This window comes from Limosilactobacillus secaliphilus (genome assembly GCF_001437055.1).
Classification (GTDB): domain Bacteria; phylum Bacillota; class Bacilli; order Lactobacillales; family Lactobacillaceae; genus Limosilactobacillus; species Limosilactobacillus secaliphilus.
Genome location: NZ_JQBW01000009.1, coordinates 63,493 through 86,030, shown reverse-complemented (window position 1 = coordinate 86,030; position 22,538 = coordinate 63,493). Strand labels below are relative to the sequence as shown.

Here is a 22,538-nt window from a genome sequence, read left to right as displayed (position 1 = left end):
CCTCAGTATTAATTAGATAATGCCTAACAGATACAGTGCGGGCATGACCATCAGCATACTGTCAAACCGATCCAAAATTCCACCATGTCCTGGCAGAATCTTACCAGAGTCTTTGACCCCGTAGTAACGCTTCAGAGCGGATTCAACCAAGTCGCCAAATTGACCCAAGATCGACAGTAAGATCGTCATCAGGACCATTAACAACCAAGAATGGTAGCCAACCGGGATAAAGTACAGGTACACGGCCAGGATGACCGCAGCAAAAATGGTTCCGCAAATGGAGCCTTCCCAGGTCTTATGCGGGCTAACCCGTGGTGCCAGCTTGTGCTTACCAAAGGCCCGGCCAAACAGGTAAGCCCCGCTATCAGTCAGCCAGACGATCAACATGCCATAAAGCAAAGTCTGGAAGTTGACTGCCCGGGCAGCGATGAAACAGTTGAAGCCCATTCCGATGTACAACATGCCCAGAACAACGACACCGGCATCATCAAAACTAAACCGCACCTTGTGAATGACAGTATGCAACAGAATCAGCATAATCATCAAATAAAAGGTCGTCAGCCGATTAAAATGACCAGGCAAAAAGCTCAACCAATTGCTTGGCACAATCATGATCGCAACTCCCAAATAGGAAATGATTGCCGGGAAAGACGTCAAAAACATCTTTTTCATAATCAGAATTTCCGACATGGCAACAATGCCTAAAGCAATCGCAGCGATGGTCAATGGCAGATGGCCAATAATGATCAACGGTATGAAGATTGCCAAGGCAATAATGGCTGTAATTACTCGTGTTTTCAAAATTTCCACCTACCTATTTGTTTTTCAATCCACCAAAACGACGGTGACGCTGTTGAAATTCAACAATCGCCCGTTTCAAAAGAGTACCGTCAAAGTCTGGCCAGTGTTCAGGCATGAAGACGAACTCACTGTAGGCCACCTGCCAGAGCATGAAGTTACTCAACCGCTCTTCACCACTGGTCCGGATCAACAAATCGGGATCTTGGTATGGTACCAACTGATCAGACATGAGGCACTTGCCAAAGGTCGCTTCATCAATCTGTTCTGGATCAAGTTGTCCCGCTTGAACTTTTTGAGCCAGTTTTTGCGCAGCGCGAACAATTTCGTCACGACCACCATAATTGAGGGCGAAGTTCAAGATCATGCCATCACAGTGCGCTGTGTCAGCCATTGCATCATTAACTGCTTTTTGCGTTTTCTTCGGTAAGCGGCTGATGTCACCCATCACCGTTACCTTAACGTTATTCTTTACCAAATCAGGCACAAAAGAGTTAAAGAAGCGGATTGGCAGATTCATCAGGAAACTGACTTCGCTGGCGGGCCGCTTCCAATTTTCAGTTGAGAAAGCGTACAACGACAATACTTTCACGCCGAGGCCCGACGCCGCCATTGTGACCTTCTTGACCGTTTCCATTCCCTGCTGGTGACCAGCCACTCGTGGCAAATGCCGTGCTTGTGCCCATCGCCCATTGCCATCCATAATGATCGCAATGTGTTTCGGGATGCGTGCCATGTCTAATTTAGGCTGTTCTGAATCTTGATTGATTTCTTTGGCCAATCCTTGCACCCTCCAATTTGCAAAATTCAACAACCATCATTCTACCAGATTATGCACTATTCCTCTACTATGCTTATAACATATCTGATACACAAAAACGTGGCAAACGACACTAAGGCCTTGCCACGTTATTGCGATTAACTGGTCAACAAATTAATTGGACATCAATTCGTCTTCCTTATCCTTGGCGATGTTTTCCAAGTTCTTAATGCCGTTATCCGTTTCCTTTTGGACCTTATCTTCAAGATCATGGAAAACGTCATCGTTGAAGTCGCCATCTTTGTTGCCCTTCTTCAGGTCATCCATGGCTTCACGACGAACGTTACGAACGGCAACCTTAGCCTTTTCCAATTCAGCCTTGACTTGTTTAACCAGTTCCTTACGCCGGTCTTCCGTCAATTGTGGAATGATTAAGCGAATGGCTTCACCATCGTTTTGTGGTGTCAGGCCTAAGTTGGATTCGTAAATGGCCCGTTCAATGTCCTTTAACGTCGACTTGTCGTAAGGCGTGATCAACAACTGCCGAGCTTCTGGAACCGTGATCGAAGCCATTTGGTTCAACGGTGTTGGTGCACCGTAGTAATCAACTTTGACCGGATTCAAAAGGCTGGCGTTGGCACGGCCGGCACGAATGTCAGCTAAAGTCCGCTGCAAAGCGTCACCAGACTTACCCATCTTTTCTTTGGCCGTTTTTAAAATATCGTCTCCGTTCATAAATTAGTCCCCCTCAATTGTGGTTCCAATATGTTCACCCTTAACAACCTTGACGATGTTGCCAGGGGTATTCAGGTTAAAGACTACCAATGGAATGTGATTGTCCATGGACATTGAACTTGCAGTCGAGTCCATGACATGCAGGTGCTTGTCCAAAATGTCCATGTGGGTCAGGTGTGCATACTTCTTAGCGTTTGGATCCTTCTTTGGATCAGCGGAGTAGACACCATCAACACCATTCTTCGCCATCAAGATGGCATCGGCATTCATTTCAGCTGCCCGCAATGCAGCGGTAGTGTCGGTGGAGAAGTATGGACTGCCAGTACCGCCGGCAAAGATAACGACCCGACCCTTTTCCAGGTGCCGAATTGCTTTGCGGCGAATGTAAGGTTCCGCAATCTGACGCATTTCAATGGAAGTCTGAACCCGGGTTTCAACCCCGATGCCTTCCAATGCGTCCTGTAATGATAATGCGTTCATAATCGTTGCCAGCATACCAATGTAGTCAGCTTGGGCACGTTCCATCCCCAGTTTTTCACCAGTAACCCCGCGCCACATGTTACCGCCACCAACGACGATACAGATTTGGACGCCCATTGCGTGAACTTCTTTAATTTCCTTAGCGACGGTCTTCAGTTCAGGTGGGTTAATGCCAAAGCCTTGGTCACCGGCTAAAGCTTCCCCACTGAGCTTCAGTACCACACGTTTATATTTAATATCAGCAGCCATAAATGTTCCTCCTAGCCGTGTTTAATCCTAGATGGTCAAAAAGGCTGGGAAATTCCCGGCCTCTTCAAGCATTATTTTGCTAAATCAACCGTTATATTCGGTAAAAGCGATTAGCGGTTTAATTCTTGCTGGATTTCATCGGCAAGGTTGCTCTGCTTCTTTTCGATTCCTTCACCGACTTCGTAACGAACAAAGGCCTTCAGCTTGCCACCCTTGGAAGCAACGTATTGACCAACCGTCTTGTCACTGTCCTTAACGAAGGCTTGGTCTTCCAGGCAGATTTCAGACAAGAACTTGTGCAGACGACCCTCAACAATCTTGTCAACGATCTTAGCTGGCTTGCCTTCATTCAGGGTTTCTTCCTTGAAGACTTCGCGTTCATGGTTCATACGGTCTTCAGGAACGTCATCCTTGGTCATGAATTCAGGGTTAACAGCAGCAACGTGCATTGCGACGTCCTTAGCAGTTGCTTCGTCAGCGCCCGTAAGCACAACTAAAGCAGCGATCCGGCCACCTTGGTGCAGGTAAGCACCGAAGTTGTCGCCATCGTCCTTCTTCAATACTTCGAACCGACGCAGGCTTACCTTTTCACCGGTCTTCCGGGTAGTTTCGGTCAGATCTTCCTTTAAAGTACCAGTAGCCGTCTTCATTGCCAATGCAGCGTCAACGTCTTTTGGCTGGTTAGCAACGATTTGCTTGGTAACATCCTTCAGTGCAGCCTTGAATGGATCGGAAGCAGCAACGAAGTCCGTTTCGGAGTTTAATTCAACGATTGCAGCCGTGTTGCCATCGATTTCGATGTCAGTTAAACCTTCAGCAGCAACCTTGCCACTCTTCTTGGCAGCCTTGGCAATCCCCTTTTCACGCAGGTAATCCATGGCCTTGTCCATGTCACCATCACATTCAACCAATGCCTTCTTAGCATCCATGATACCGGCACCGGACTTTTTACGTAATTCCATTACTTGGGCAGCTTTAATCTGAGCCATTGTTATCTCTCCTTAAAATATGATCATTTTTAATAAAAAAGGCCGTCTGCACTCAGGCCACGATGGTCCAACTGCAAAACAGCCTAAGTTTAAACTATTTTACTTGTCGCCTTCAACATGGTTCTTCAGGTTTTGCAGATCATCTGAAGATACTTCTTGTTGTTGGTCATCTGCATCGGCAGAACTGTCTGATTCAGCAGCCTTTTGCTGGTCTTGGCCTTGCTTACCTTCAACACAAGCATCAGCCATCTTGGAAGTGATCAGACGAACGGCACGAATGGCATCATCGTTTGATGGGATGATAGCATCGATGTCGTCAGGATCAGTGTTCGTGTCAACCATAGCTACGATTGGAATGTGCAGCTTTTGTGCTTCATGAACCGCAATTTGTTCCTTGTGTGGGTCAACGATGTACATAACATCTGGGATCCGTGGCATATCTTCAATACCACCAAGGAAACGTTCCAGCTTTTCACGTTGCTTAGTTAATACGGAAACTTCCTTCTTTGGCAGAACATCAAAAGTGCCATCTTCTGACATCTTCTTCAGTTCCTTCAAACGCTGGATCCGTGACTGGATGGTCTTCCAGTTAGTCAGCGTCCCACCTAACCAACGATGGTTAACGTAGAACATGCCGGCACGGGTAGCTTCTTCTTCGATTGAATCCTGAGCCTGCTTCTTAGTACCAACGAACAGAACGATGCCGCCCTTAGCAACCGTGTCCTTGACATAGTTGTAAGCGGAGTCGATCATCTTAACCGTCTTTTGCAGGTCAATGATGTAAATACCGTTACGTTCAGTGAAGATGTACGGCTTCATCTTAGGATTCCAACGACGAGTTTGGTGACCAAAGTGGACACCAGCTTCAAGCAATTGCTTCATAGTAACAACAGACATGAAATATACCTCCAAATAGTTTTTTCCTCCCTGTCGTTCAACTAAGCTCCAAACCCAAAGGCACCCTGGATCTTATCGCAACAGGTGTGAAGTGTGCAATTAGCACCAGCAAACAGTATACAAAAAAAGCCCGCGCGATGCAAGCTAAATCAAAAAGCCATCTTAATTATTTAAAGGGTGGATATCAACTCCATGTTCTGCCAGATATTTCAACTTCTTTGCCCGTGATTGGTGTTTGAAATGATATTCGGCGCTCAAAGCATCATGCTTGTTGTCGAAGCGCTGGGAAAAGATCAATTTCAAGGGGTGGCGCGATTTCACCCGGGTATACTTGGCACCCTTAAACTGCTGATGGGTGTGAAAACGCCGCTGGACGTCATCGGTAGAGCCACAGTAGAGACTGTTGTCTGCACAATGCAAGACATATATATAATAAGGTTCTTCTGTCATCGATTGCCTGCCACCTATTCGTGCCCGTTGTTGACACCATGCAAAAGTGCTTGAACGGCGGGTGTATAGTTACCATTATCGTCACCCACGATGAAGGGCGGATCAATAATTGTGCCACCTGGTTTGCCATCCTTGATACACTCGATCAACACCATATTGCTTTCCTTACCGGCTTTCGGGTAGATAAAACGAAGGCGCTTGGGCTGCAGACGATGATTGACTAACTCCATTAATATTTCTGGCAGCCGTTCCGGTCGGTGCACCAAGTAACCCTTGCCGTTCATCTTCAACAGCCCCGCCATCTTATCCACCACCTGAGCTAAGTTGATGGTTAATTCGTGCCGTGCCAAGGCCAGGTAATGATTGGGATTCTTCTGGCTAGTCGGCAGACTCTTAAAGTATGGCGGATTGCAAGTCACGATGTCTGCCGAGTCTTTGGGCAGGTAAGAATAGATATCATTAACATCCGCCTGCAAGACACGATAACGGTCCTGAAGATGGTTTAAAATGACACTGCGCTTGGCCATATCCGCTAACCGGGGCTGTAATTCGACAGCGGTCACTTTTCCGCCCAGTTTACGGTGCATAAACAGTGCAATGGCCCCGTTGCCGGCACAAAGATCAACGGTTTGCAAGCGCCGACGATGGTTAGGCCGCACAAAGTCCGCTAATAGGACTGCATCCAGGGAAAAAGCAAAGACTTCGCTGCTTTGGATGATCTGGATTCCCTGGCTATCAAGGTGGTCAATCCGTTCATTTGGTTTAAGCTCTGGGTTATCCTTCATCTGCTTCCTCCTGCTTGCATCTCTTACTATGATCGCTATACTATTTAAAGAAGTAAAAACGAGGTTATTTTAATGCTATATAATACATTAGTCCATATTGTGGGACCATTAATCACCTTAATCAATGGTCGACCACTGATTAAAAATAAAGAAAAGATTCCGAGTGGCAACTACGTGTTGATCGCTCCGCACCGCACTTGGATGGACCCAGTCCTGCTGGCCATTTCTGTTTACCCCAAGAAATTCAGCTTCATGGCCAAAAAAGAATTGTTCACCCATTCCTTTGCCAACTGGTTCTTGCGCAAGCTAAATGCGTTTCCTGTTGACCGTGTTCATCCGGGACCATCCGCAATTAGTACGCCAGTCAAATTATTGAAAAAGACCGACCTGTCAACGATCATCTTTCCTTCTGGATCCCGCTATTCATCTAAACTAAAGGGTGGCGCAGTGATGATTGCTAAAATGGCGGGTGTGCCGTTGGTTCCTGCTGTCTATCAAGGCCCATTGTCTTTTGGCGCCCTTTTTAGCCGCAAGAAGCGGAAGATCAATTTCGGCGATCCCATTTACATTGACCGGCATGAACGGTTGACCAAAGAAAAGCAGGCCGAACTTGAACAAAAGATGCAGGCTGCTTTTGACCAACTGGATAAGGAACTCGACCCGACATTCCATTATGACATGCCGGAAAAGCCAGCCAATGATCATTTCTAACATTGAATCAACTAAAAAGAGCTTTGACATTCAGTCGGTGAATGTCAAAGCTCTTTTTGCTATCAATTGAATAGCAGAATTATTTAGCACGCTTTGCTTGTGCCTTCATCGTATTTACCATTTGGTGCAGCTTACGATCAGATGGCTTCTGGCCCATCTGCATCATCATAGTCCGCAGCATGTTTTCATCAATCGGTGGATTGTTGCGGAGATAATTCTTCATATAAGCCCGGGCACCGAAAAAGCCGATTACAACGCCGACAAGCAGTGCCAAGATCACTAAGGCAATCGTCAGTCCCAAAACGTTCCCCTCCTTAAATTAATCAGTCTATATCATGATACTAGAAATAAACGGGAAATAAAAGCGATCTTAAGAACTAATCTTTGCGTAAGCCCCGTTTGCGTTGAATCTCGCGCAGCTTTTCAGGAGTGATGTCCTTACCTGACTTGTCGACAAATTTAGTTTGTTCCAAACGCTGACGGAAAGCTTCCCGGAAGTTCTTCAAGTATTCATTACGCAGACGTTCGCGTTCTTTTTTTTCGGTTTCCGTTAATCCTTCAGCCTTGTTTTTATGTGCCAGTTCGTTAATCCGCTTCAACAAACGGTCTTGTTCATTTTCTTCAGCCATTAAAATGACCTTCCTTTCATCGATTAACTGTCTAAAAGTCTAACCAGATTAGTGGTTAAATTCAAGAATCATGAATTCGAACATATGTTTTACATGGTCGCTAACATATGATAAAATTACACTAGCTTAACGGAATGGAGTGCAATCATGCCAAGAAATGCATTAAATAAACAGATGGCTGTTCTCAGCTATATCCATAAACAAGTCGCCAACCAAGGCTATCCGCCAACGGTTCGGGAAATTGGTGCCGCCGTGGGCTTGTCGTCAACTTCGACCGTTCATGGCCACATCAACCGCCTTATTGCCAAGGGTTATCTGACAAAGGACCCTTCTAAACCACGGGCTTTGGAATTGACCCCGGCTGGATTGGATGCTTTAGGCGTTAAGCCAACTCAGGATAAGATTCCCCTGCTTGGTGTGGTTGCTGCCGGTGAACCAATCTTGGCTGAACAGGATGCCACCGACTTCTTCCCCATTCCGCCTTCGATCCAAGACCATGACGATCTGTTCATGTTGACCATCCAAGGGACTTCGATGATCAACATTGGCATCTTAAATGGCGATAAAGTGATTGTGCGTCGTCAATCCACCGCTAATAACGGTGATATCGTCATCGCCATGACGGACGACAATGAAGCCACTTGCAAGCGTTTCTTCAAGGAAGACGGCCACTACCGCCTGCAACCTGAAAACGATACGATGGCACCAATCATCTTGAAAAACGTCAAAATCCTTGGCAAAGTGGTTGGCCTATTCCGTGACGACATCTATTAAAACCGATCTTTAAAATTACAAAGCGGAGCACTTGACGATGAGTGCTCCGCTTTTTTAATTGTCCCGGTCAACATATTGGCGCTGATGATCACGTTGCCCAGCTAAGAGGAAGCGCGAATGATCCTTGGTCAGGTCAAATTCAATATCTTCGGGCTTCATCCCTAATTGCTGGTTAAACATGTCTTCATACTCTGCGACAGTTACCTGTTGACGAGCATTTAATGGACCGTCCAATTGTTCGACATGGTCATGGAAATCTGGCTGCAAAATGCCGGTATAGAACTCGCCTTCTGCACCTGACCCGTAGCTGAACAATCCAATCCGGTCGCCGGCTGCCACTGACCCATGTTGGATCAATGACATCAAGCCTAGGTAAAGCGAGCCGGTATAGAGGTTGCCAACCGACCGACAATCAACCTGTTCGGCTTTCAGCTGGTCGCGCAGCCGTTTGGCAACTTGATCGTCACGGTCACCCAGCAGCGATTCCAACGCCTTCTTTCCCATCTTGGTAAATGGCAAGTGAAAAATCAGAGCAGTGAAATCTTCTAGGCTGAGGCCAGTTTGCTGCAAGTACCGCTGATAGGTGTGTTGGAAGAAATCGATGTAAACATTGGTCGAGTACTTGCCATCCACCATTGCCTCAGTCGCATACAGCGGGCGCCAAAAGTCCATCAAATCCTGGCTGTATGAAACCGCACCAGGTTCAATGGTCATGACGTGGGGGTTAGCGGCTACAAGCATGGCCACCGCCCCTGCACCTTGCGTAACTTCCCCGGGAGTGTTTAAACCATAGCGCGCAATGTCGGCCGCAATGACTAGAACATAGGTCTGCGGTTCTAGGGTAACCATGCCCTTGGCAAACTGCAAACCGGCCGTCGCGGCATAACAGGCTTCTTTCAATTCGATCACCCGGATATTGTCGTCCAACTTCAACAGATGCTTGATGTACATTGCACTGGCTTTGGAATTGTCGACTCCGGATTCGGTTGCCACAATGATCGTGCGCACCCGCTTTAGCTTATCCGCAGGGAGTTTTGCGGCTGCCTGAGCTCCTAACGTGACGATGTCTTGGGTTGGCGGCACCACTGCCTGCTTTTCCTGCCCAATCCCGATCAAATACTTGTTCGGATCTTCACCTCGCGCATGGGCCAAGTCAGTCATGCTCAGATAGTATGGCGTCGTCGCAAAGCGCATTTCATCAATTCCAATCTTCATACCTGTTTCTCCCGTCCTCTTTTGCGTTAATGTTAACTTATTGCAATTCGCTAACCTATTTTAAATGACGGTTTACGATGAAACAAGAATTAACGTGGATGGTCGGTAGCAGAATCTTTTTCTGTGCCAGCACAAAAAGGCCTCCAACGTTCAAATATGAACGCTGAAGGTCGATTGTTGCTCAGCAGACAGAGTAGTCCGTTTGCTTATTTATCAGCATTTAAGCTTTCCTGGAACTTCTCTTTGATGAAGTTAGCAGAAGTTTGCAGCTTTTGTAATTCCTCTTCGGTCAAGTCGAGCTGTGACTGGGCAACTACCCCATCACGGCCAACAATTGCTGGGTAAGACAAGTATACCCCGTATTCTTCGCGGAAGTTAGATACTGGCAGCTCAGTCAATGAATTCGACAGGATGACGTTGACCAGACGAACAGCGGCAGTTGCAACCCCGTAGCTAGTGTATTTCTTGCCTTGGAAGACGGTCCAGCCACCCATTTTGGCCTCATGGTCCAGTTCATCTAAATCCAGACCTTTTGCCTTGGCTAACTGAGTAATTGGTTGATCAAATACGCGGACAGTTGACCAAGCTGTGAACTGTGAATTCCCGTGTTCACCTAAGTTGTAACCAGCAACTGAACGTGGATCTACATGCAAGCGTGCAGCCACTGCCCGTTTCATCCGTGCAGAGTCCAGTAAAGTACCAGTACCGATGACATGACCCTTCGGCAGGCCAGTTACTTTCTGGTAGAGAGAAGTGATTACATCAACGGGGTTGGTAATAACCACGATTTTACCGTGAAATCCGCTTTCCTTAACTTTTTGAGCAACTTCCTGAACTGCAGCGAAAGTGAATGGCAATTCAGCAAAACGGTCAGCGTTTGGATTGTCCTGCAGTTTAATGTTACCAACTGCTGATACCAGTACATCCGCATCTGCTAAAGCACTGTAGTCGTTCACCGTAATATTGGTGTGGAAAGGCAGGTTAGCCATTGCGTCTTCAAAATCTAAGGCATCCGCTTTAACTTTTCCCTCATTTTTGTCAATCAGGACCAGGTCATCAGCAAAACCATTCGCCACGATGTAGTGAGCCACTGTTGACCCTACGTGACCCATACCTAAAACTCCAACTTTGCGTGACATCGAAACGTCCCCTTTCATCGTGTTTATTATGATACTCTAATTATTTTCTAATATTATCATAATCATCACAGAACGACAAGGACTTCCTTAAATCGAAGAATCAAGAGATCAATGTCAGCCAGGGAAAATGTTGTCGCGTTGATGTTCGTGCTATCTAAACCCAAAATCGACCGTTACTCGAGGTCAGCACTTTTAACTCTATCCATTGCAATCAATAGATTAAAGATCTCGTCTGTTTTAACGCTGCTCTTTAGTTTGCCAAAAATCCGGAATGAAATGACCTTTTCGTTATAACTGTAAATGGAATAATCAACCGGACGCACAAAATACTGATTTAGTTGCTGAACAACAGCTTCTAGTTGCTCAATGTTCCCATCAATTTCGATAAACCAGGAAACATTCTTCCCCAGCTTAGCCGCAAATTGGTCAAAGTATTTACCAAGAATCTCGGCAATGATAACGAAAATGGTTCCCACAGCACCAACACCGTACAAGCCACTTCCGTAGGCCATCCCGATCTCGCCAGTGACCCAAATGCCGGCAGCGGTTGTCAGCCCGTTAATTATGTTGCTATTACGACTGATAAAAATGGTCCCGGCACCTAAGAAACCAATGCCGCTGACAACCTGGGCGGCAATTCGGGAAGGATCCAGTCCCCAGTTGGAATGCGTGATCGAAAGCAGGTCAAAGAAACCGTACTTTGAAACGACCATTGCCATTGCAGCACCAATTGCGATCAAAGCATGGGTCCGAATACCGGCACTTTTGGCCTTGCTCTTACGTTCAAAACCGATTACACCACCACAAAAAGCAGCTAAGATCATCCGCAGACACCAATCAAGTTCTGCCAACTTTTTATCTCCTCTCGTTTTCAAGTAATTAATGCCACTATAACGCATAGCAGACGTTAATGACAAACTTTGTTGATTTATGTGACTACAAACCAGCTTTTAGTTAAATTAGCGACATTACCAACGAATTATTCAAGTTGCTCATCATTCATTCTATGTTATAATATTTAACTGTATTGGAATATCTCAATACCACTATGGAGAGTTGGCAGAGTGGTAATGCATCGGACTCGAAATCCGACGAACCCATGTTGAATGGGCGCGCAGGTTCGAATCCTGTACTCTCCTTAATAGAAATGCCTTTGTATCAACGTTTGTCGTTGGTACAAAGGCTTTTTTGTTAGCTATCGAGATCAAGAATTGTGGCTAACAGTTTATATATTGATAAAAAAGCTTCACAATCGTTGACTGATTAGACACGATTATGAAGCTTTTATTCGTTAATGTTTATTTGATTGCGTTGTAGCTCTCGCTGCCGTCCTTGGCCGAGAACATTGCACTGTTGTTGTCACCCGGCTTCATCAAACTCAGCGTGTAGCCGTCACCCAGTGACTTCTTCAATGCAGCCGATGTCTTGCACAACGACTTGGTTAATGATGGCCATCCCGCTTGATCAGCCTGGCTTGGGTTCTGCATGATGGCATTCAGAGCCTTGCCATTATCACTGTCAGCATTGGGTTCAATCTTGAATGTCTTGCTCGACCGATCGAACTCGACACTGCCCATCTTGGCGTATCCCTTCTGTAATTGACGCAAGATAGCATCTTCTTTTTGACTCTGGGTTGCACCATTTTGCGCCTGCAAGCCGTTATTCGAGAATTCCTTAATGTTCTTCTTGGAACTCTGCGACGTGGTCTGCGAACTATTATCTGAGCTTGCAGAATTTCGGTGCCAATATGGCAGATTGATTGCACCATAAACGGTGGCCGCCAAACTAATCAGCACTAAGAAGGTTGCCCATTTCCATTGGTGATACTGTTGCCAGGAATTCATCAGGTAGAACACTGACAAAATCAGCATTAAGCCACCAAAAACAAGCAAAATTAACATGTAATTACTCCCTTGTCTTTAGTATTCCAGCAAAGCCTTCACATCATAGTTCTTCAGCTTATCACGACCGTGGAGATCCTTTAACTCGATGATGAAGGCACAGCCGACAACGACACCACCCATACGTTCTACCATATCGATGGTTGCTGAAATGGTTCCACCAGTGGCTAACAAGTCATCAACCGCCAGAACCCGCTGGCCTGGTTTGATTGCATCGTTTTCCATCTGCAAAGTGGCACTGCCATATTCAAGTTCATAAGATGAAGAGATGGCAGGACGTGGCAGCTTACCCTTCTTCCGTGCGGGTGCAAAGCCAACGCCCAATGCAGAAGCAACCGGGCATCCAACAATGAAGCCCCGTGCTTCAGGGCCGACAACCATATCAACATGTTTATTCTTTGCGTAATCGACCAGCTCATCGGTTACCTGCTTGAAAGCTTTACCATCTGCCATCAGCGGCAGAATGTCACGATAGATAATCCCCTTTTCAGGAAAGTCTGGAATGCTGGCTACGTACTTGCGCAAATCTAAAGCCATAATCGTATCTCCTTCAATTTCATAAAGTTAAATGTTGGCGAATCCAATCTCCGAGTTGAGCCGAAGAACTTTTTACTAAGGTCGTGACCACCGCCTGCCATTGCTCGGCCTGGCGATATTGCTGGGTTGCTTTTAAGTCCCCCGCTTGAACGTGATCACTGATCTTTAAAAAGCCATTTTTCATTGTAACAAATCTTAACTCTAAAAACACTCGAATCATGAAAATTAACTGATTTTGATCGATTTTTAAGCTATTAATTAGTCGTTCAGCCTGTTGATTCAGATTAATTGTTCGTGTTTTCCGTAATAATTGATAAAAGGCGACAAATTGTTGACGACCTGGAATCTGAAAGACAGGACGGGCCTTAAACTGCCGAAAACCGAGTCGCAATTCACTAACCCCTTTTAATTGTTGCAAAACATCAACTAGCTGCTGCAAAGATTCTGGCAGATCGATCATTGATAAGGGAGCCCCGTTTAGCTTAGCGTCTGAAAGCTGATCAGGACCCAAGACCGGTCCATTAGCATGACCCTGCACGTTCTTGCGTAATTCAGGACTGAAGATGAGGTAGTTGACCCGCTGCTGGAATGTGGCGGCGGTTACCGCCTGCTGACGATTATCAACGATAACTGGCCCCTCAAAATGACAATCAGTCAGCATTAGTTGGGCATTCTCCTGACCATTCCAACGGTTCAATCCCAGTTTAACCAACAGATCGACGGGAGTGGTAGACAAGGCCTTCAGTAGTTCTGCTTGATTGAAAGCCAGGAGGTCGATTCCTCCCTGCTTGGAGGCCAGCCGCATTTTCAGGTGCTGTTTGTCCGCTCCAATTAATTGTGCCTGTTGAATTTTAGGCTGCTTCAGACAAAATTGTGGTTCTTCATTGTCGGGACCAAACGGAGCCAACCGTTGGATTTGTTGATAGAAATCTTTGGTCAACTGGTCGGCAGTCATTGTCCCGGCATATTGAACGGTCGGCTTTTTACTCAGGTCGACTTTCTGCGTTTTGGCCCCCATTTCTAGTGCCTTCGACAGCTGTGGCAGTTTGACGATATTGAAGGACAAGCCGCACGCCATTGCATGACCACCAAAAGCCGTCATTAAATCACGATGGTCGGTTAAGGCAGCAAAAATGTCGAAACCATCAACGCTCCGGCCTGACCCTTTGGCAATCAATTGCCCCTGATCGACACTGGCCACAATGGTTGGCTTGCCCGTCGTCTCCACCAGTCGACTAGCCACAATGCCGAGAACCCCTTGATGCCAGCCGTGGCCAACGATCAACAAGGTCTGACGCCGCAAATTGTCTGGTGCTTGGGCTTTCTGCAATGCTTCCGCGTAAATCTGCTTTACTAGGTCCTGACGCTTCTTATTGCACTGGTCAACCTGCTGGGCTAGTTGGGCAGCCTCGTCATCGTCCAATGTCGACAGCAGTTTAACCCCATCATTGGCATCCGCAATCCGCCCCAATGCGTTCAGGCGCGGTGCAATTTGGAAGCCAATATCCTGATCAGTGAGGTGTGCTTCATCCACGTTGGCTAACTTGGCAAGGGCGTGAATACCAGGCCGCATACCCGCACGCAGCTGCTGGAGGCCAAAGTAAACCAGGGCGTGATTTTCACCAGCCAATGAGACCACGTCGGCAATCTCACCAATAGCCACTAAGTCCAACATCTCAGTCGGGAATTCTTCCAGTAGGGCCCAAGCCACCTTAAAGGCAACCCCGACTCCGGACAAATCAGCGTAAGGATATTCAGCACCTGGATATTGGGGGTGGACAATGGCAACGGCATCCGGCAGTTCATCGGGAAGCTTGTGGTGATCGGTGATGACCACGTCCACACCACGGCTTTTGGCATAAGCGACTTCATCCTTACCAGTTACCCCATTATCAACCGTCACGATCAGCTGGGTGCCTTCATCAATTAACCGCTTATACTCATCTTGGTTAGGACCGTAGCCATCTTTAAAACGGTTGGGGATAAAGTAATTAACCTTGCTTCCCAGGCTTTCCAGTGCCTCATATAAAACCGTCGTACTGGTCATCCCGTCAGCGTCGTAGTCACCATAGATGGTAATCTGTTCACCATTTGCGACGGCTTGTTTGATCCGCGCCACCGCCTTGTCCATGTCATGAAGGTAGTGGGGCTCCTTAATCTCTGCTAGTTGTGGCTTTAAAAATAATTGGGCTGCTTTTAAATCTTTGCAGCCACGGGCAACCAACAGCTGGGCCAAAACAGTCGGCAGCTGACACTGGTCGGCAATCTGCTGGACCAATTCTTGATTATCTACTTTGGTTGCTTGCCATTGATACTTTGCCTGCAACATCTTTTTCCTCTCCAAACAAAAGAAAAAGAGCCATTTCAACGGGCTCTATTTCTTTTTACAAATCTTTCTTGTTCTGTTGAAAATCAAAAAACTTCTTTATTGCCCAGTCGCCAATTCCCGGCATTGCTTGGTAAATCCAGCTAATAGCTGAGGTATAGCCAGGAACATTGATCTCACGGGTCTTATAGCCAACGTTATCCCAAACTGTCTTGGCCAGGGCTTCAGGTTTGATCATCATCCACTTAGGTAAGTGTGCCAAGTAGCTGCCATCCGGGTCCGCCTTCTTGAAGAAGTTGGTGTCCACGGGACCAGGGTTGACGGTTAAGACTTGCACACCATAGTCGGCCACTTCCATCCGCAAGATGTTATCGAACTGGATCAAGCCGGCCTTCGTAGCGGAATAAACCGCACTGTTCGGCGTCGGAATTTTGCCTGCCAGCGAGCCGATGTTAATGATGGCTCCATAACCTTGATCCATCATCTGCTTTGCCACGCAGCGACTAAGGTACATCACAGCCAGCATGTTGATCTTCAGCATCTTGGACATCGAGGCGCGACTCTCGCGGGCCACTGCCACCATGTCGCCTAAACCGGCCGCGTTGATCAAGACGTCAATTTCACCAACGCCATGCCGCACTTCATCCAAGACCTGGTCAATTTGATCCGGATCCAATACATCGAGTTGATATGCAAAGGCCGGCCGACCAGACAGGATCAAACATTTTTTGACAACCCGGTCCAGACGCTCCTGATTACGGCCACAGACGACCACAATGGCACCACGCCGGGCAGCTTCCAAGGCCAGGTTCTTACCAATGCCACTGGAGCCACCAGTAATCAACACAATTTTGTTACGCAACATCCGCAATGATTTTAATCGCCGCATCATTTTAATCGGCCCCTTTCTTAACGAATGGCACATCTATCTCATCAAAGTCATTGACCACCCGCGTGTGCGGAAAAATGTCATGCACTTGGTAAGCCAGCTGGTAGGCTGCCTTCCCCACATAGCGTGCCGAAATGTGATCCAAAAGCAATCGCTTAACGTGAGCTTCTTTAGCAACTTCGGCAGCCTGGGCACAGGTTGAGTGGTAGTAATTGTGAGCCATCTTTGCCTCATCCTTGGCAAAGGTTGATTCATGAACCAGCACATCAGCGTTTTCTGCCAGTTTGACGGCATTCTTGGATTGACGCGTATCACCAATAATGGTTACGACGCGACCCTTCTGTGGCTGACCAATGAAGTCGTGGCCGTCAACCACCCGGCCATCAGGAAGCTTGACCGTCTTCCCTGCCTTGAGTTGACCATAAATCGGGCCAGATGGAATGCCTGCCTTCTTCAACGCGTCCACCTGGAGTTCGCCAGGATGATCATGTTCAACCACGCGGTAACCGAAACAGGCAATCTTATGATCTAGTTTAGCCGCAAAAACCGAAAACTTATTATCCTGATAAATTTCGCCGCCCCGGTTAAGCTCAACAAACTTCAGCGGGTAGTTCAAGTGCGACTCGCTGACTTTCAAGGCCGTATTAACAAACGCCTTTAAGCCGGCTGGGCCATAAATTGTCAACGGCCCACTCCCGCCTTGAAAAGAACGTGAGCTTAGAAAACCGGGCAAACCAAAGATGTGGTCGCCATGAAGGTGGGTAATGAAAATCTTATCCACTTTACGGGGACGAATATTGGTCCTCAATATTTGGTGCTGGGTAGCTTCACCACAGTCGAACAGCCAAATTGAATTCCGTTCTTCCAGTAATTTCAACGCCAAGCTGGAGACATTTCGCTGTTTGCTGGGCGAACCAGCACCCGTCCCCAAAAATTCAATCTGCATACATCTTTCCTCTTTCTAGCAACCACATTATTGCACAAACTCAAAGACAAAGTCCTCAATCCGGACTGAGTCGCCATCTTTAATTCCTTTTGCCCGCAAGGCATCGTCAACACCCATGTGCCGCAACTGCCGGGCAAAACGCAGCTGACTGTCTTCATGCTGCATGTTGGTCATCTCAAACAGGCGCTCAATCTTCTTGCCGGACAAGACCCAGGTGCCATCAGGATCACGGCTAATCGTGAAGGCCGGTTCATCGGCTTCCTTGACCCCGTAATGGGCTTCTTTAGCAACTTGCTCGTCATGGCTTTCACTGTCGAACTTCGGTGCCTTCTCCAGCGCATCAACGGTGGCCTTCATCAGTTCATCAACACCGGCATGCGTGATTGCGGAAATCTCGTAGATTGGCGGCATCGAATCAACCTTATCCTTTAGCTGATCCTTGAAGCGTTGCAGATTTTCTTGGGCATTCGGCATGTCCATCTTTGTAGCGACAATGATCTGCGGCCGCTTCAATAATTCTGGATCATAGTTAGCCAATTCGTGGTTGATTGACGCCCAGCGCTTAATGGCTTTGTCCTGGTCTTCGCTGCTCATGTCAATCAAATGTAGTAAGACCCGGGTCCGTTCAATATGGCGGAGGAATTGAAGGCCCAGACCAACACCCTTGGATGCACCTTCAATCAAGCCGGGCATGTCAGCCATGGCAAAGTCCCGACCATCTGGTAACATCACCATCCCTAGATTCGGTACCAGGGTGGTGAATTCGTAGGCAGCCACTTTTGGTTTGGCACCGGTAACCACTGACAAGAGTGTCGATTTACCAACTGACGGGTAACCAATTAAACCAACGTCAGCTAACATCTTCAGTTCCAATTCAAGGTAGTGGTCCTCACCGGGGGCACCATTTTCGGCAATTTCGGGTGCTGGGTTCTTCGCCGTTGCGAACCGCATGTTACCACGGCCGCCACGGCCACCCTTGGCTACCACCAATTCTTGCCCCTTTTTGACCAGGTCACCGACAATCTCGCCGGTATCCAGGTCCCGGACAGTGGTGCCTTGTGGGACCGCCACCACCGTATCTTCAGCTGCTGCCCCCGTCATCTGTTTGCTGCCACCATTTTCACCGTTTTTGGCTTTGAAAATCCGGTGGTAACGAAAGTCTAACAGGGTCCGTAAGCCTTCGTCGACCTTCAGAATGATGCTGCCACCACGGCCGCCATCACCGCCAGCTGGACCCCCATTCGGAACATATTTTTCACGCCGGAAAGCAACCATGCCGTTGCCGCCACGGCCGGCATGAACTTCAATTTTAACTTGATCCACAAATGTTGACATTATATTAACTCCGTTCTAATAGCCTTAGTTTAGTATATTGGAAATTCAAGCGACCGTCAAAATCAATCATGACTGCTCGGCTTGGCCACTTCAGCCTGCCCCTGCAGAGAAACTTTGATTAGTTGGGCGGTTGGCCGATTAATTCCCAGTGCCCGAATATCCTCGACACTGGCTTCCGAAATATTGGTTAAGTTGCCAAACTGCTTCATTAACTTGTTCCGGGTCCGCGGACCGACTCCCTTGATCGCATCCAGGCGGGAACTGAGTGAGTGTTTACTGTGCAGGCGCCGGTGGAAGGTAATTGCAAAACGGTGGACCTCATCTTGAATCCGTTGAACCAGATAAAAAGCCTGGCTCCGGGGATCCAAGTGGACGTGTTGGTCATGATCGCCAAACAGCAGGTCAGCGGTCTTGTGCTTGTCGTTTTTGACCATCCCGACAACCGGAATATCCAGGCCGAGTTGGTTCTGCAGCACATCTTTCACTGCGTTCATCTGAATCTCACCACCGTCCATGAAAATCATGTCGGGCATTGGTTTATTTTCCTTTAATAGTCGACTGTACCGGCGGAAAATGACTTCCCGGGTGCTGGCTGATTCATCGGCGTGATTAATGACCGTCTTCAGCTTGTACTTGCGGTAGAGCTGTTTAGCCGGCTCACCGTCAACAAAGACCACCATCGCCGACACGGGATCGGCTCCTTGAATGTGGGAGTGGTCAAAGGCCTCGATCTTGTGGCCCATTGGCAGACCTAAGGCATCCGTGATTTCCTTCATCGCCCCGGTCGTCTTTTCCTTGTCCATCTCGAGCAGGCGGAACTTTTCATTTAATGACAAAATGGCGTTTTCGTGCGCCATCCGCATCAAGTCGGCTTTTTGCCCCCGCTGTGGCGTCCGGACGGGTACTCCCAAGATTTCGCTGATTTCCTGGTTGGGCATCCCCTTCGGCAAGAGGATCTCTTTTGGTTTCAAATTATTTTTACGGTCGTAGAATTGCAGGATGAAGCTGGTCATTTCTTCAACGGCGGTGTCAACGATTGGGAACATCCGCTTTTCACGCTTCATTAACCGTGATTGCCGGATAAAGAAGACTTGGATTGATAGCCAGCCCTTATCCATGTAAAAGTTGAAGAGGTCGCGTGGCGTCTTGTCATTGGAAATGATCTTCTGCTTTTCCACCGTGACCTCAATGTAGTGAATCTGGTCGCGGATTTCAGCGGCCCGTTCGTATTCCATGGCAGCCGAAGCTTTGGCCATCTTTTTCTTGAGCTGCTGCTTGATTCGTTCGGTATTACCATTCAGAAACGACTTAATCCGCTTGATCTGCGCATCATATTCTTCCTGCGGCACCTTTTTGAAACATGCGCCCAGGCATTGACCCATATGGTAGTAGAGACAAGGACGGCCTTGGTAGCCATTGCAACGGCGCAGTGGGTAGACTTTCTGCAAGAAATGCGCGGTCTCTTCCGCAGCGGTGACGTTAGGATACGGGCCAAAATAGTAGGCTCCGTCCTTCACAATTTGGCCGGTGATCTTCAGCTGGGGATCGCGTTCATTAGTGATCTTAATGTACGGGTAACCGGTCGTGTGCTTCAAGGCGATGTTGAAATACGGCTGGTGCTTTTGGATCAGCGTAATTTCCAACAAGAATGACTCTTTGTTGGTGGAAGTCACAATGGTTTCGAAATCGGCAACCTGTGAAACCATGGCGGCAACTTTACCGGTATGACTGCTTTTGAAGTACGAACGAACCCGGTTTTTTAAACTTTTTGCCTTCCCCACATAGATGATCTTGCCATTAATGTTTTTCATTAAATAGCACCCTGGTTTGTCAGGAAGTAATGCCAGTTTATGTTCCAGATATTCGCTAGCCATGCCATTCCTCCTCAAGCGATAACTAAAAATATTTTATAACAGAGCACAGGCCTAAGCAAAAAAACTGACTACCAGCAAGCAGTCAGTTTCATCATTTTATGCTTCCAAGATTTTGTGTAAGAACTCTTTGGCCCGATCAGTCTGTGGGTTACTGAAGAACTCACTCGGTGCCGCCTTTTCTTGAATGCCAGAATCAGCCATGAACCAGATCTGATCCGCCACATTTTTGGCAAAGCCCATTTCGTGGGTCACAACTACCATCGTCATACCTTGATCGGCCAGGTGCTGCATAACTTTCAAAACTTCACCAACCATTTCAGGGTCCAGCGCACTGGTTGGTTCGTCAAACAGCATCACGTCCGGAGTCATCGCCAGGGCCCGCGCAATGGCCACCCGCTGCTGCTGACCACCAGATAAGCTTGCCGGATATGCATCGGCTTTTTCATCCAAGCCAACATCCTTTAACAGCTTATGCGCCAGCTGGTTAGCTTTTTCGTCAGGCATCTTCTTGACTTTTTCAGGAGCCAGTTTGACATTTTGCAGTACCGTTTTGTTCGGGAAGAGGTTGAAGCTTTGGAAAACCATCCCCATCTTTTCCCGAATCTTTTGAATTTCTTTTTCGGACAGGCCTTCCATCTTTTTGCCTTCGAAAACGACCGTCCCATCAGTAGGAGTTTCCAGGTGATTCAGGCAGCGAAGGAAGGTTGACTTACCGACACCGGATGGACCAATGATACAAATCACTTGGCCCTTCTTAACTGTCCCATTAATGTCTTTTAAAATGGTATGCTTGCCAAATTTTTTCGTTAAATGCTGGATATCAATCATTACTTCGTCTGTCATTTTATCCCCTTACCTTCTCTAATTGATAAGCATATTATACCGGGCTATCAATTAATATGCAAGATTTACGCATAAAAATTCCTGATTTGGGCCGATTTATACAAAAAATCCGGATCCATGCCCCATCAGTCAGCTTATGTTATACTTCATTTATGAAAAATAAAGGGAGCGATACAGATGGGATTAGTAACTCGGCGCAGTCAACAGCTCGACAAGCTTTTTGATCAACTAGCTGTCGACCCCAAGCGCAAACACAAGCCTGAAAATAAAGACAAAGACAAGCAAAGCGCTGATCAGAAAAAAGAAGACAAGTAATCAACTTAAGAACGCATAAAGCCGTGAATGATGAATTGCTCATCACTCACGGCTTTTCATTAATTTTGGTTTTCGTAGCCATGCGGGTAACGCTTGTTCAGCGCTTTGATGTTGCTTTCGGCCACTTCGTCAAAGGGAATGTCGGCCCATTCGGCAACCTGTGACAGGTACCAGAGCACGTCGCCCATTTCATGAATCAGTTCCTGCCGGTCCAGGTTTTTGCCCCGAAAAGTGTAATTCTTGACTAAATCAACGACTTGACCGGTTTCGCCAGCCAATCCAAGTGCACAATTGGTTAAAACTTGCTCGTTACCGTACAAGGTCCGCTTAGCTGCTTTTTGATACTCATCAAATTCCATTTATTTAACTCCTGTCTGCTGTTCAATCCACTGCCAAACTTGATCCTTACCGCGCTTCGTCTTTGCTGAGAATAAGACTAACGGGGTTTGTGAACTCAGATCCAGCGTCGTCTGTACCTGCTTGGTGGTCTGCGTGAAGCAGCTGCCCTTCACCTTATCCATCTTGGTAGCCACAACCAAAACGGGCAGCTGATAATAGGACAACCATTGGTACATCTGGATATCATCATCAGTTGGTGTATGCCGACCGTCAACCAGCATAATCACTCCGCGTAACTGGGGACGTTTGGTCAGATAGTTTTCGATCATCCGCCCAAAGTCGGCACGCTGCTTCTTGGAAACCTTGGCATAACCATAGCCAGGTACGTCGACAAAGTACAACTGGTCTTCGATATGATAAAAATTCAGCGTTTGTGTCTTCCCAGGCTGACTCGACGTATGGGCAAAGTTCCGCCGGTTAATCAACACATTGGTTAAGGATGACTTGCCCACGTTGGACCGCCCCACAAAGGCAATTTCCGGTTGATCACCAGCTGGGTACTGCTTTTCATCGACAGCACTAATGGTTAAGTCAACTGAATGAACTTCCATCTTGGCTCCTC

At 47.3% G+C, this 22,538-nt stretch carries 26 protein-coding genes and 1 tRNA gene; 4 read left to right on the top strand and 23 right to left on the bottom strand.

The genetic code is table 11. The features are described from left to right. Positions 1-12: 12 nt before the first annotated feature. The 8 genes from IV45_RS04055 to IV45_RS04020 form a co-directional block, all read right to left on the bottom strand. Positions 13-801, bottom strand: coding sequence for a phosphatidate cytidylyltransferase (locus tag IV45_RS04055; RefSeq protein ID WP_057740935.1), 789 nt, complete (start codon positions 799-801; stop codon positions 13-15). A gap of 13 nt (positions 802-814) precedes the next feature. After that, entirely contained in the window at positions 815-1,534 is a 720-nt protein-coding gene (locus IV45_RS04050; RefSeq protein ID WP_057741210.1) for an isoprenyl transferase, read from the bottom strand. A 198-nt stretch (positions 1,535-1,732) separates the two neighbouring features. Then, positions 1,733-2,293, bottom strand: coding sequence for a ribosome recycling factor (gene frr / locus IV45_RS04045; protein WP_057740934.1), 561 nt, complete (start codon positions 2,291-2,293; stop codon positions 1,733-1,735). 3 nt (positions 2,294-2,296) lie between these two features. Next, positions 2,297-3,022: a UMP kinase gene (gene pyrH / locus IV45_RS04040; protein ID WP_057740932.1), complete on the bottom strand. Its 726-nt coding sequence runs from the start codon at positions 3,020-3,022 to the stop codon at positions 2,297-2,299. Positions 3,023-3,132: 110 nt separating this feature from the next. Further along, positions 3,133-4,011, bottom strand: a complete 879-nt coding sequence (gene tsf / locus IV45_RS04035) for a translation elongation factor Ts (RefSeq protein WP_057740930.1) — start codon at positions 4,009-4,011, stop codon at positions 3,133-3,135. Positions 4,012-4,110: 99 nt separating this feature from the next. Next, entirely contained in the window at positions 4,111-4,908 is a 798-nt protein-coding gene (rpsB, locus tag IV45_RS04030; RefSeq protein WP_057740928.1) for a 30S ribosomal protein S2, read from the bottom strand. Positions 4,909-5,070: 162 nt separating this feature from the next. Continuing rightward, positions 5,071-5,358, bottom strand: coding sequence for a GIY-YIG nuclease family protein (locus tag IV45_RS04025; RefSeq protein WP_057740927.1), 288 nt, complete (start codon positions 5,356-5,358; stop codon positions 5,071-5,073). A 14-nt stretch (positions 5,359-5,372) separates the two neighbouring features. Then, positions 5,373-6,143 (bottom strand): tRNA1(Val) (adenine(37)-N6)-methyltransferase, encoded by a 771-nt coding sequence (locus tag IV45_RS04020; RefSeq protein WP_057740925.1) that lies wholly within the window; start codon positions 6,141-6,143, stop codon positions 5,373-5,375. Positions 6,144-6,215: 72 nt separating this feature from the next. On the opposite strand from IV45_RS04020, the gene IV45_RS04015 reads away from it, so the two are divergent. Next, entirely contained in the window at positions 6,216-6,854 is a 639-nt protein-coding gene (locus IV45_RS04015; protein WP_057740924.1) for a lysophospholipid acyltransferase family protein, read from the top strand. A gap of 79 nt (positions 6,855-6,933) precedes the next feature. Here IV45_RS04015 and IV45_RS04010 read toward each other — a convergent pair whose 3' ends face one another. Together IV45_RS04010 and IV45_RS04005 are read right to left on the bottom strand one after the other, a co-directional pair. Beyond that, positions 6,934-7,155 carry a YneF family protein gene (locus IV45_RS04010; protein WP_057740922.1) on the bottom strand — a complete coding sequence of 74 codons (222 nt, stop codon included), beginning with the start codon at positions 7,153-7,155 and terminating at the stop codon, positions 6,934-6,936. 76 nt (positions 7,156-7,231) lie between these two features. After that, positions 7,232-7,483 (bottom strand): DUF896 domain-containing protein, encoded by a 252-nt coding sequence (locus IV45_RS04005; RefSeq protein ID WP_057740921.1) that lies wholly within the window; start codon positions 7,481-7,483, stop codon positions 7,232-7,234. A 147-nt stretch (positions 7,484-7,630) separates the two neighbouring features. On the opposite strand from IV45_RS04005, the gene lexA reads away from it, so the two are divergent. Beyond that, the gene (lexA, locus tag IV45_RS04000) at positions 7,631-8,257 is read left to right on the top strand and encodes a transcriptional repressor LexA (RefSeq protein ID WP_057740919.1); all 627 of its coding nucleotides are present in this window, start codon (positions 7,631-7,633) and stop codon (positions 8,255-8,257) included. A gap of 54 nt (positions 8,258-8,311) precedes the next feature. On the opposite strand, the gene IV45_RS03995 is transcribed toward lexA, so the two are convergent. From IV45_RS03995 to IV45_RS03985, 3 genes are all read right to left on the bottom strand, one after another. Next, on the bottom strand, positions 8,312-9,472 hold the full coding sequence (locus tag IV45_RS03995) for a hydroxymethylglutaryl-CoA synthase (protein ID WP_057740917.1): 1,161 nt from the start codon (positions 9,470-9,472) through the stop codon (positions 8,312-8,314). 206 nt (positions 9,473-9,678) lie between these two features. Further along, positions 9,679-10,611 carry an L-lactate dehydrogenase gene (locus IV45_RS03990; RefSeq protein ID WP_057740915.1) on the bottom strand — a complete coding sequence of 311 codons (933 nt, stop codon included), beginning with the start codon at positions 10,609-10,611 and terminating at the stop codon, positions 9,679-9,681. A 173-nt stretch (positions 10,612-10,784) separates the two neighbouring features. Then, positions 10,785-11,462, bottom strand: a complete 678-nt coding sequence (locus tag IV45_RS03985) for an MgtC/SapB family protein (RefSeq protein WP_235807661.1) — start codon at positions 11,460-11,462, stop codon at positions 10,785-10,787. Between the two features lie 199 nt (positions 11,463-11,661). On the opposite strand from IV45_RS03985, the gene IV45_RS03980 reads away from it, so the two are divergent. Beyond that, positions 11,662-11,750, top strand: a tRNA-Ser gene (locus IV45_RS03980). Between the two features lie 159 nt (positions 11,751-11,909). Here IV45_RS03980 and IV45_RS03975 read toward each other — a convergent pair. The 8 genes from IV45_RS03975 to IV45_RS03940 form a co-directional block, all read right to left on the bottom strand. Then, entirely contained in the window at positions 11,910-12,512 is a 603-nt protein-coding gene (locus IV45_RS03975; protein WP_057740913.1) for a hypothetical protein, read from the bottom strand. Positions 12,513-12,530: 18 nt separating this feature from the next. Then, a complete protein-coding gene (locus IV45_RS03970; RefSeq protein ID WP_057740911.1) occupies positions 12,531-13,049 on the bottom strand; it encodes an adenine phosphoribosyltransferase in 519 nt (172 codons plus the stop codon). Positions 13,050-13,068: 19 nt separating this feature from the next. Then, entirely contained in the window at positions 13,069-15,378 is a 2,310-nt protein-coding gene (recJ, locus tag IV45_RS03965) for a single-stranded-DNA-specific exonuclease RecJ (RefSeq protein ID WP_057740909.1), read from the bottom strand. A 55-nt stretch (positions 15,379-15,433) separates the two neighbouring features. Then, positions 15,434-16,267, bottom strand: a complete 834-nt coding sequence (locus tag IV45_RS03960) for an SDR family NAD(P)-dependent oxidoreductase (protein WP_057740908.1) — start codon at positions 16,265-16,267, stop codon at positions 15,434-15,436. Position 16,268: 1 nt separating this feature from the next. Then, the gene (rnz, locus tag IV45_RS03955) at positions 16,269-17,210 is read right to left on the bottom strand and encodes a ribonuclease Z (RefSeq protein WP_057740906.1); all 942 of its coding nucleotides are present in this window, start codon (positions 17,208-17,210) and stop codon (positions 16,269-16,271) included. 27 nt (positions 17,211-17,237) lie between these two features. Next, on the bottom strand, positions 17,238-18,545 hold the full coding sequence (gene obgE / locus IV45_RS03950; protein WP_057740904.1) for a GTPase ObgE: 1,308 nt from the start codon (positions 18,543-18,545) through the stop codon (positions 17,238-17,240). A gap of 62 nt (positions 18,546-18,607) precedes the next feature. Next, complete coding sequence (gene uvrC, locus IV45_RS03945; RefSeq protein WP_057740902.1) at positions 18,608-20,419, bottom strand: excinuclease ABC subunit UvrC; 1,812 nt, start codon at positions 20,417-20,419, stop codon at positions 18,608-18,610. A gap of 96 nt (positions 20,420-20,515) precedes the next feature. Then, on the bottom strand, positions 20,516-21,262 hold the full coding sequence (locus IV45_RS03940; protein ID WP_057740900.1) for an amino acid ABC transporter ATP-binding protein: 747 nt from the start codon (positions 21,260-21,262) through the stop codon (positions 20,516-20,518). A gap of 177 nt (positions 21,263-21,439) precedes the next feature. Here IV45_RS03940 and IV45_RS07930 point away from each other — a divergent pair, with 177 nt between their 5' ends. Beyond that, positions 21,440-21,577 carry an SPJ_0845 family protein gene (locus IV45_RS07930; RefSeq protein WP_169790371.1) on the top strand — a complete coding sequence of 46 codons (138 nt, stop codon included), beginning with the start codon at positions 21,440-21,442 and terminating at the stop codon, positions 21,575-21,577. Positions 21,578-21,636: 59 nt separating this feature from the next. Here IV45_RS07930 and IV45_RS03935 read toward each other — a convergent pair whose 3' ends face one another. Continuing rightward, positions 21,637-21,936, bottom strand: a complete 300-nt coding sequence (locus IV45_RS03935) for a nucleoside triphosphate pyrophosphohydrolase family protein (protein ID WP_057740899.1) — start codon at positions 21,934-21,936, stop codon at positions 21,637-21,639. Further along, positions 21,937-22,527 (bottom strand): ribosome biogenesis GTP-binding protein YihA/YsxC, encoded by a 591-nt coding sequence (yihA, locus tag IV45_RS03930; RefSeq protein WP_057740897.1) that lies wholly within the window; start codon positions 22,525-22,527, stop codon positions 21,937-21,939. Positions 22,528-22,538 lie beyond the last annotated feature (11 nt).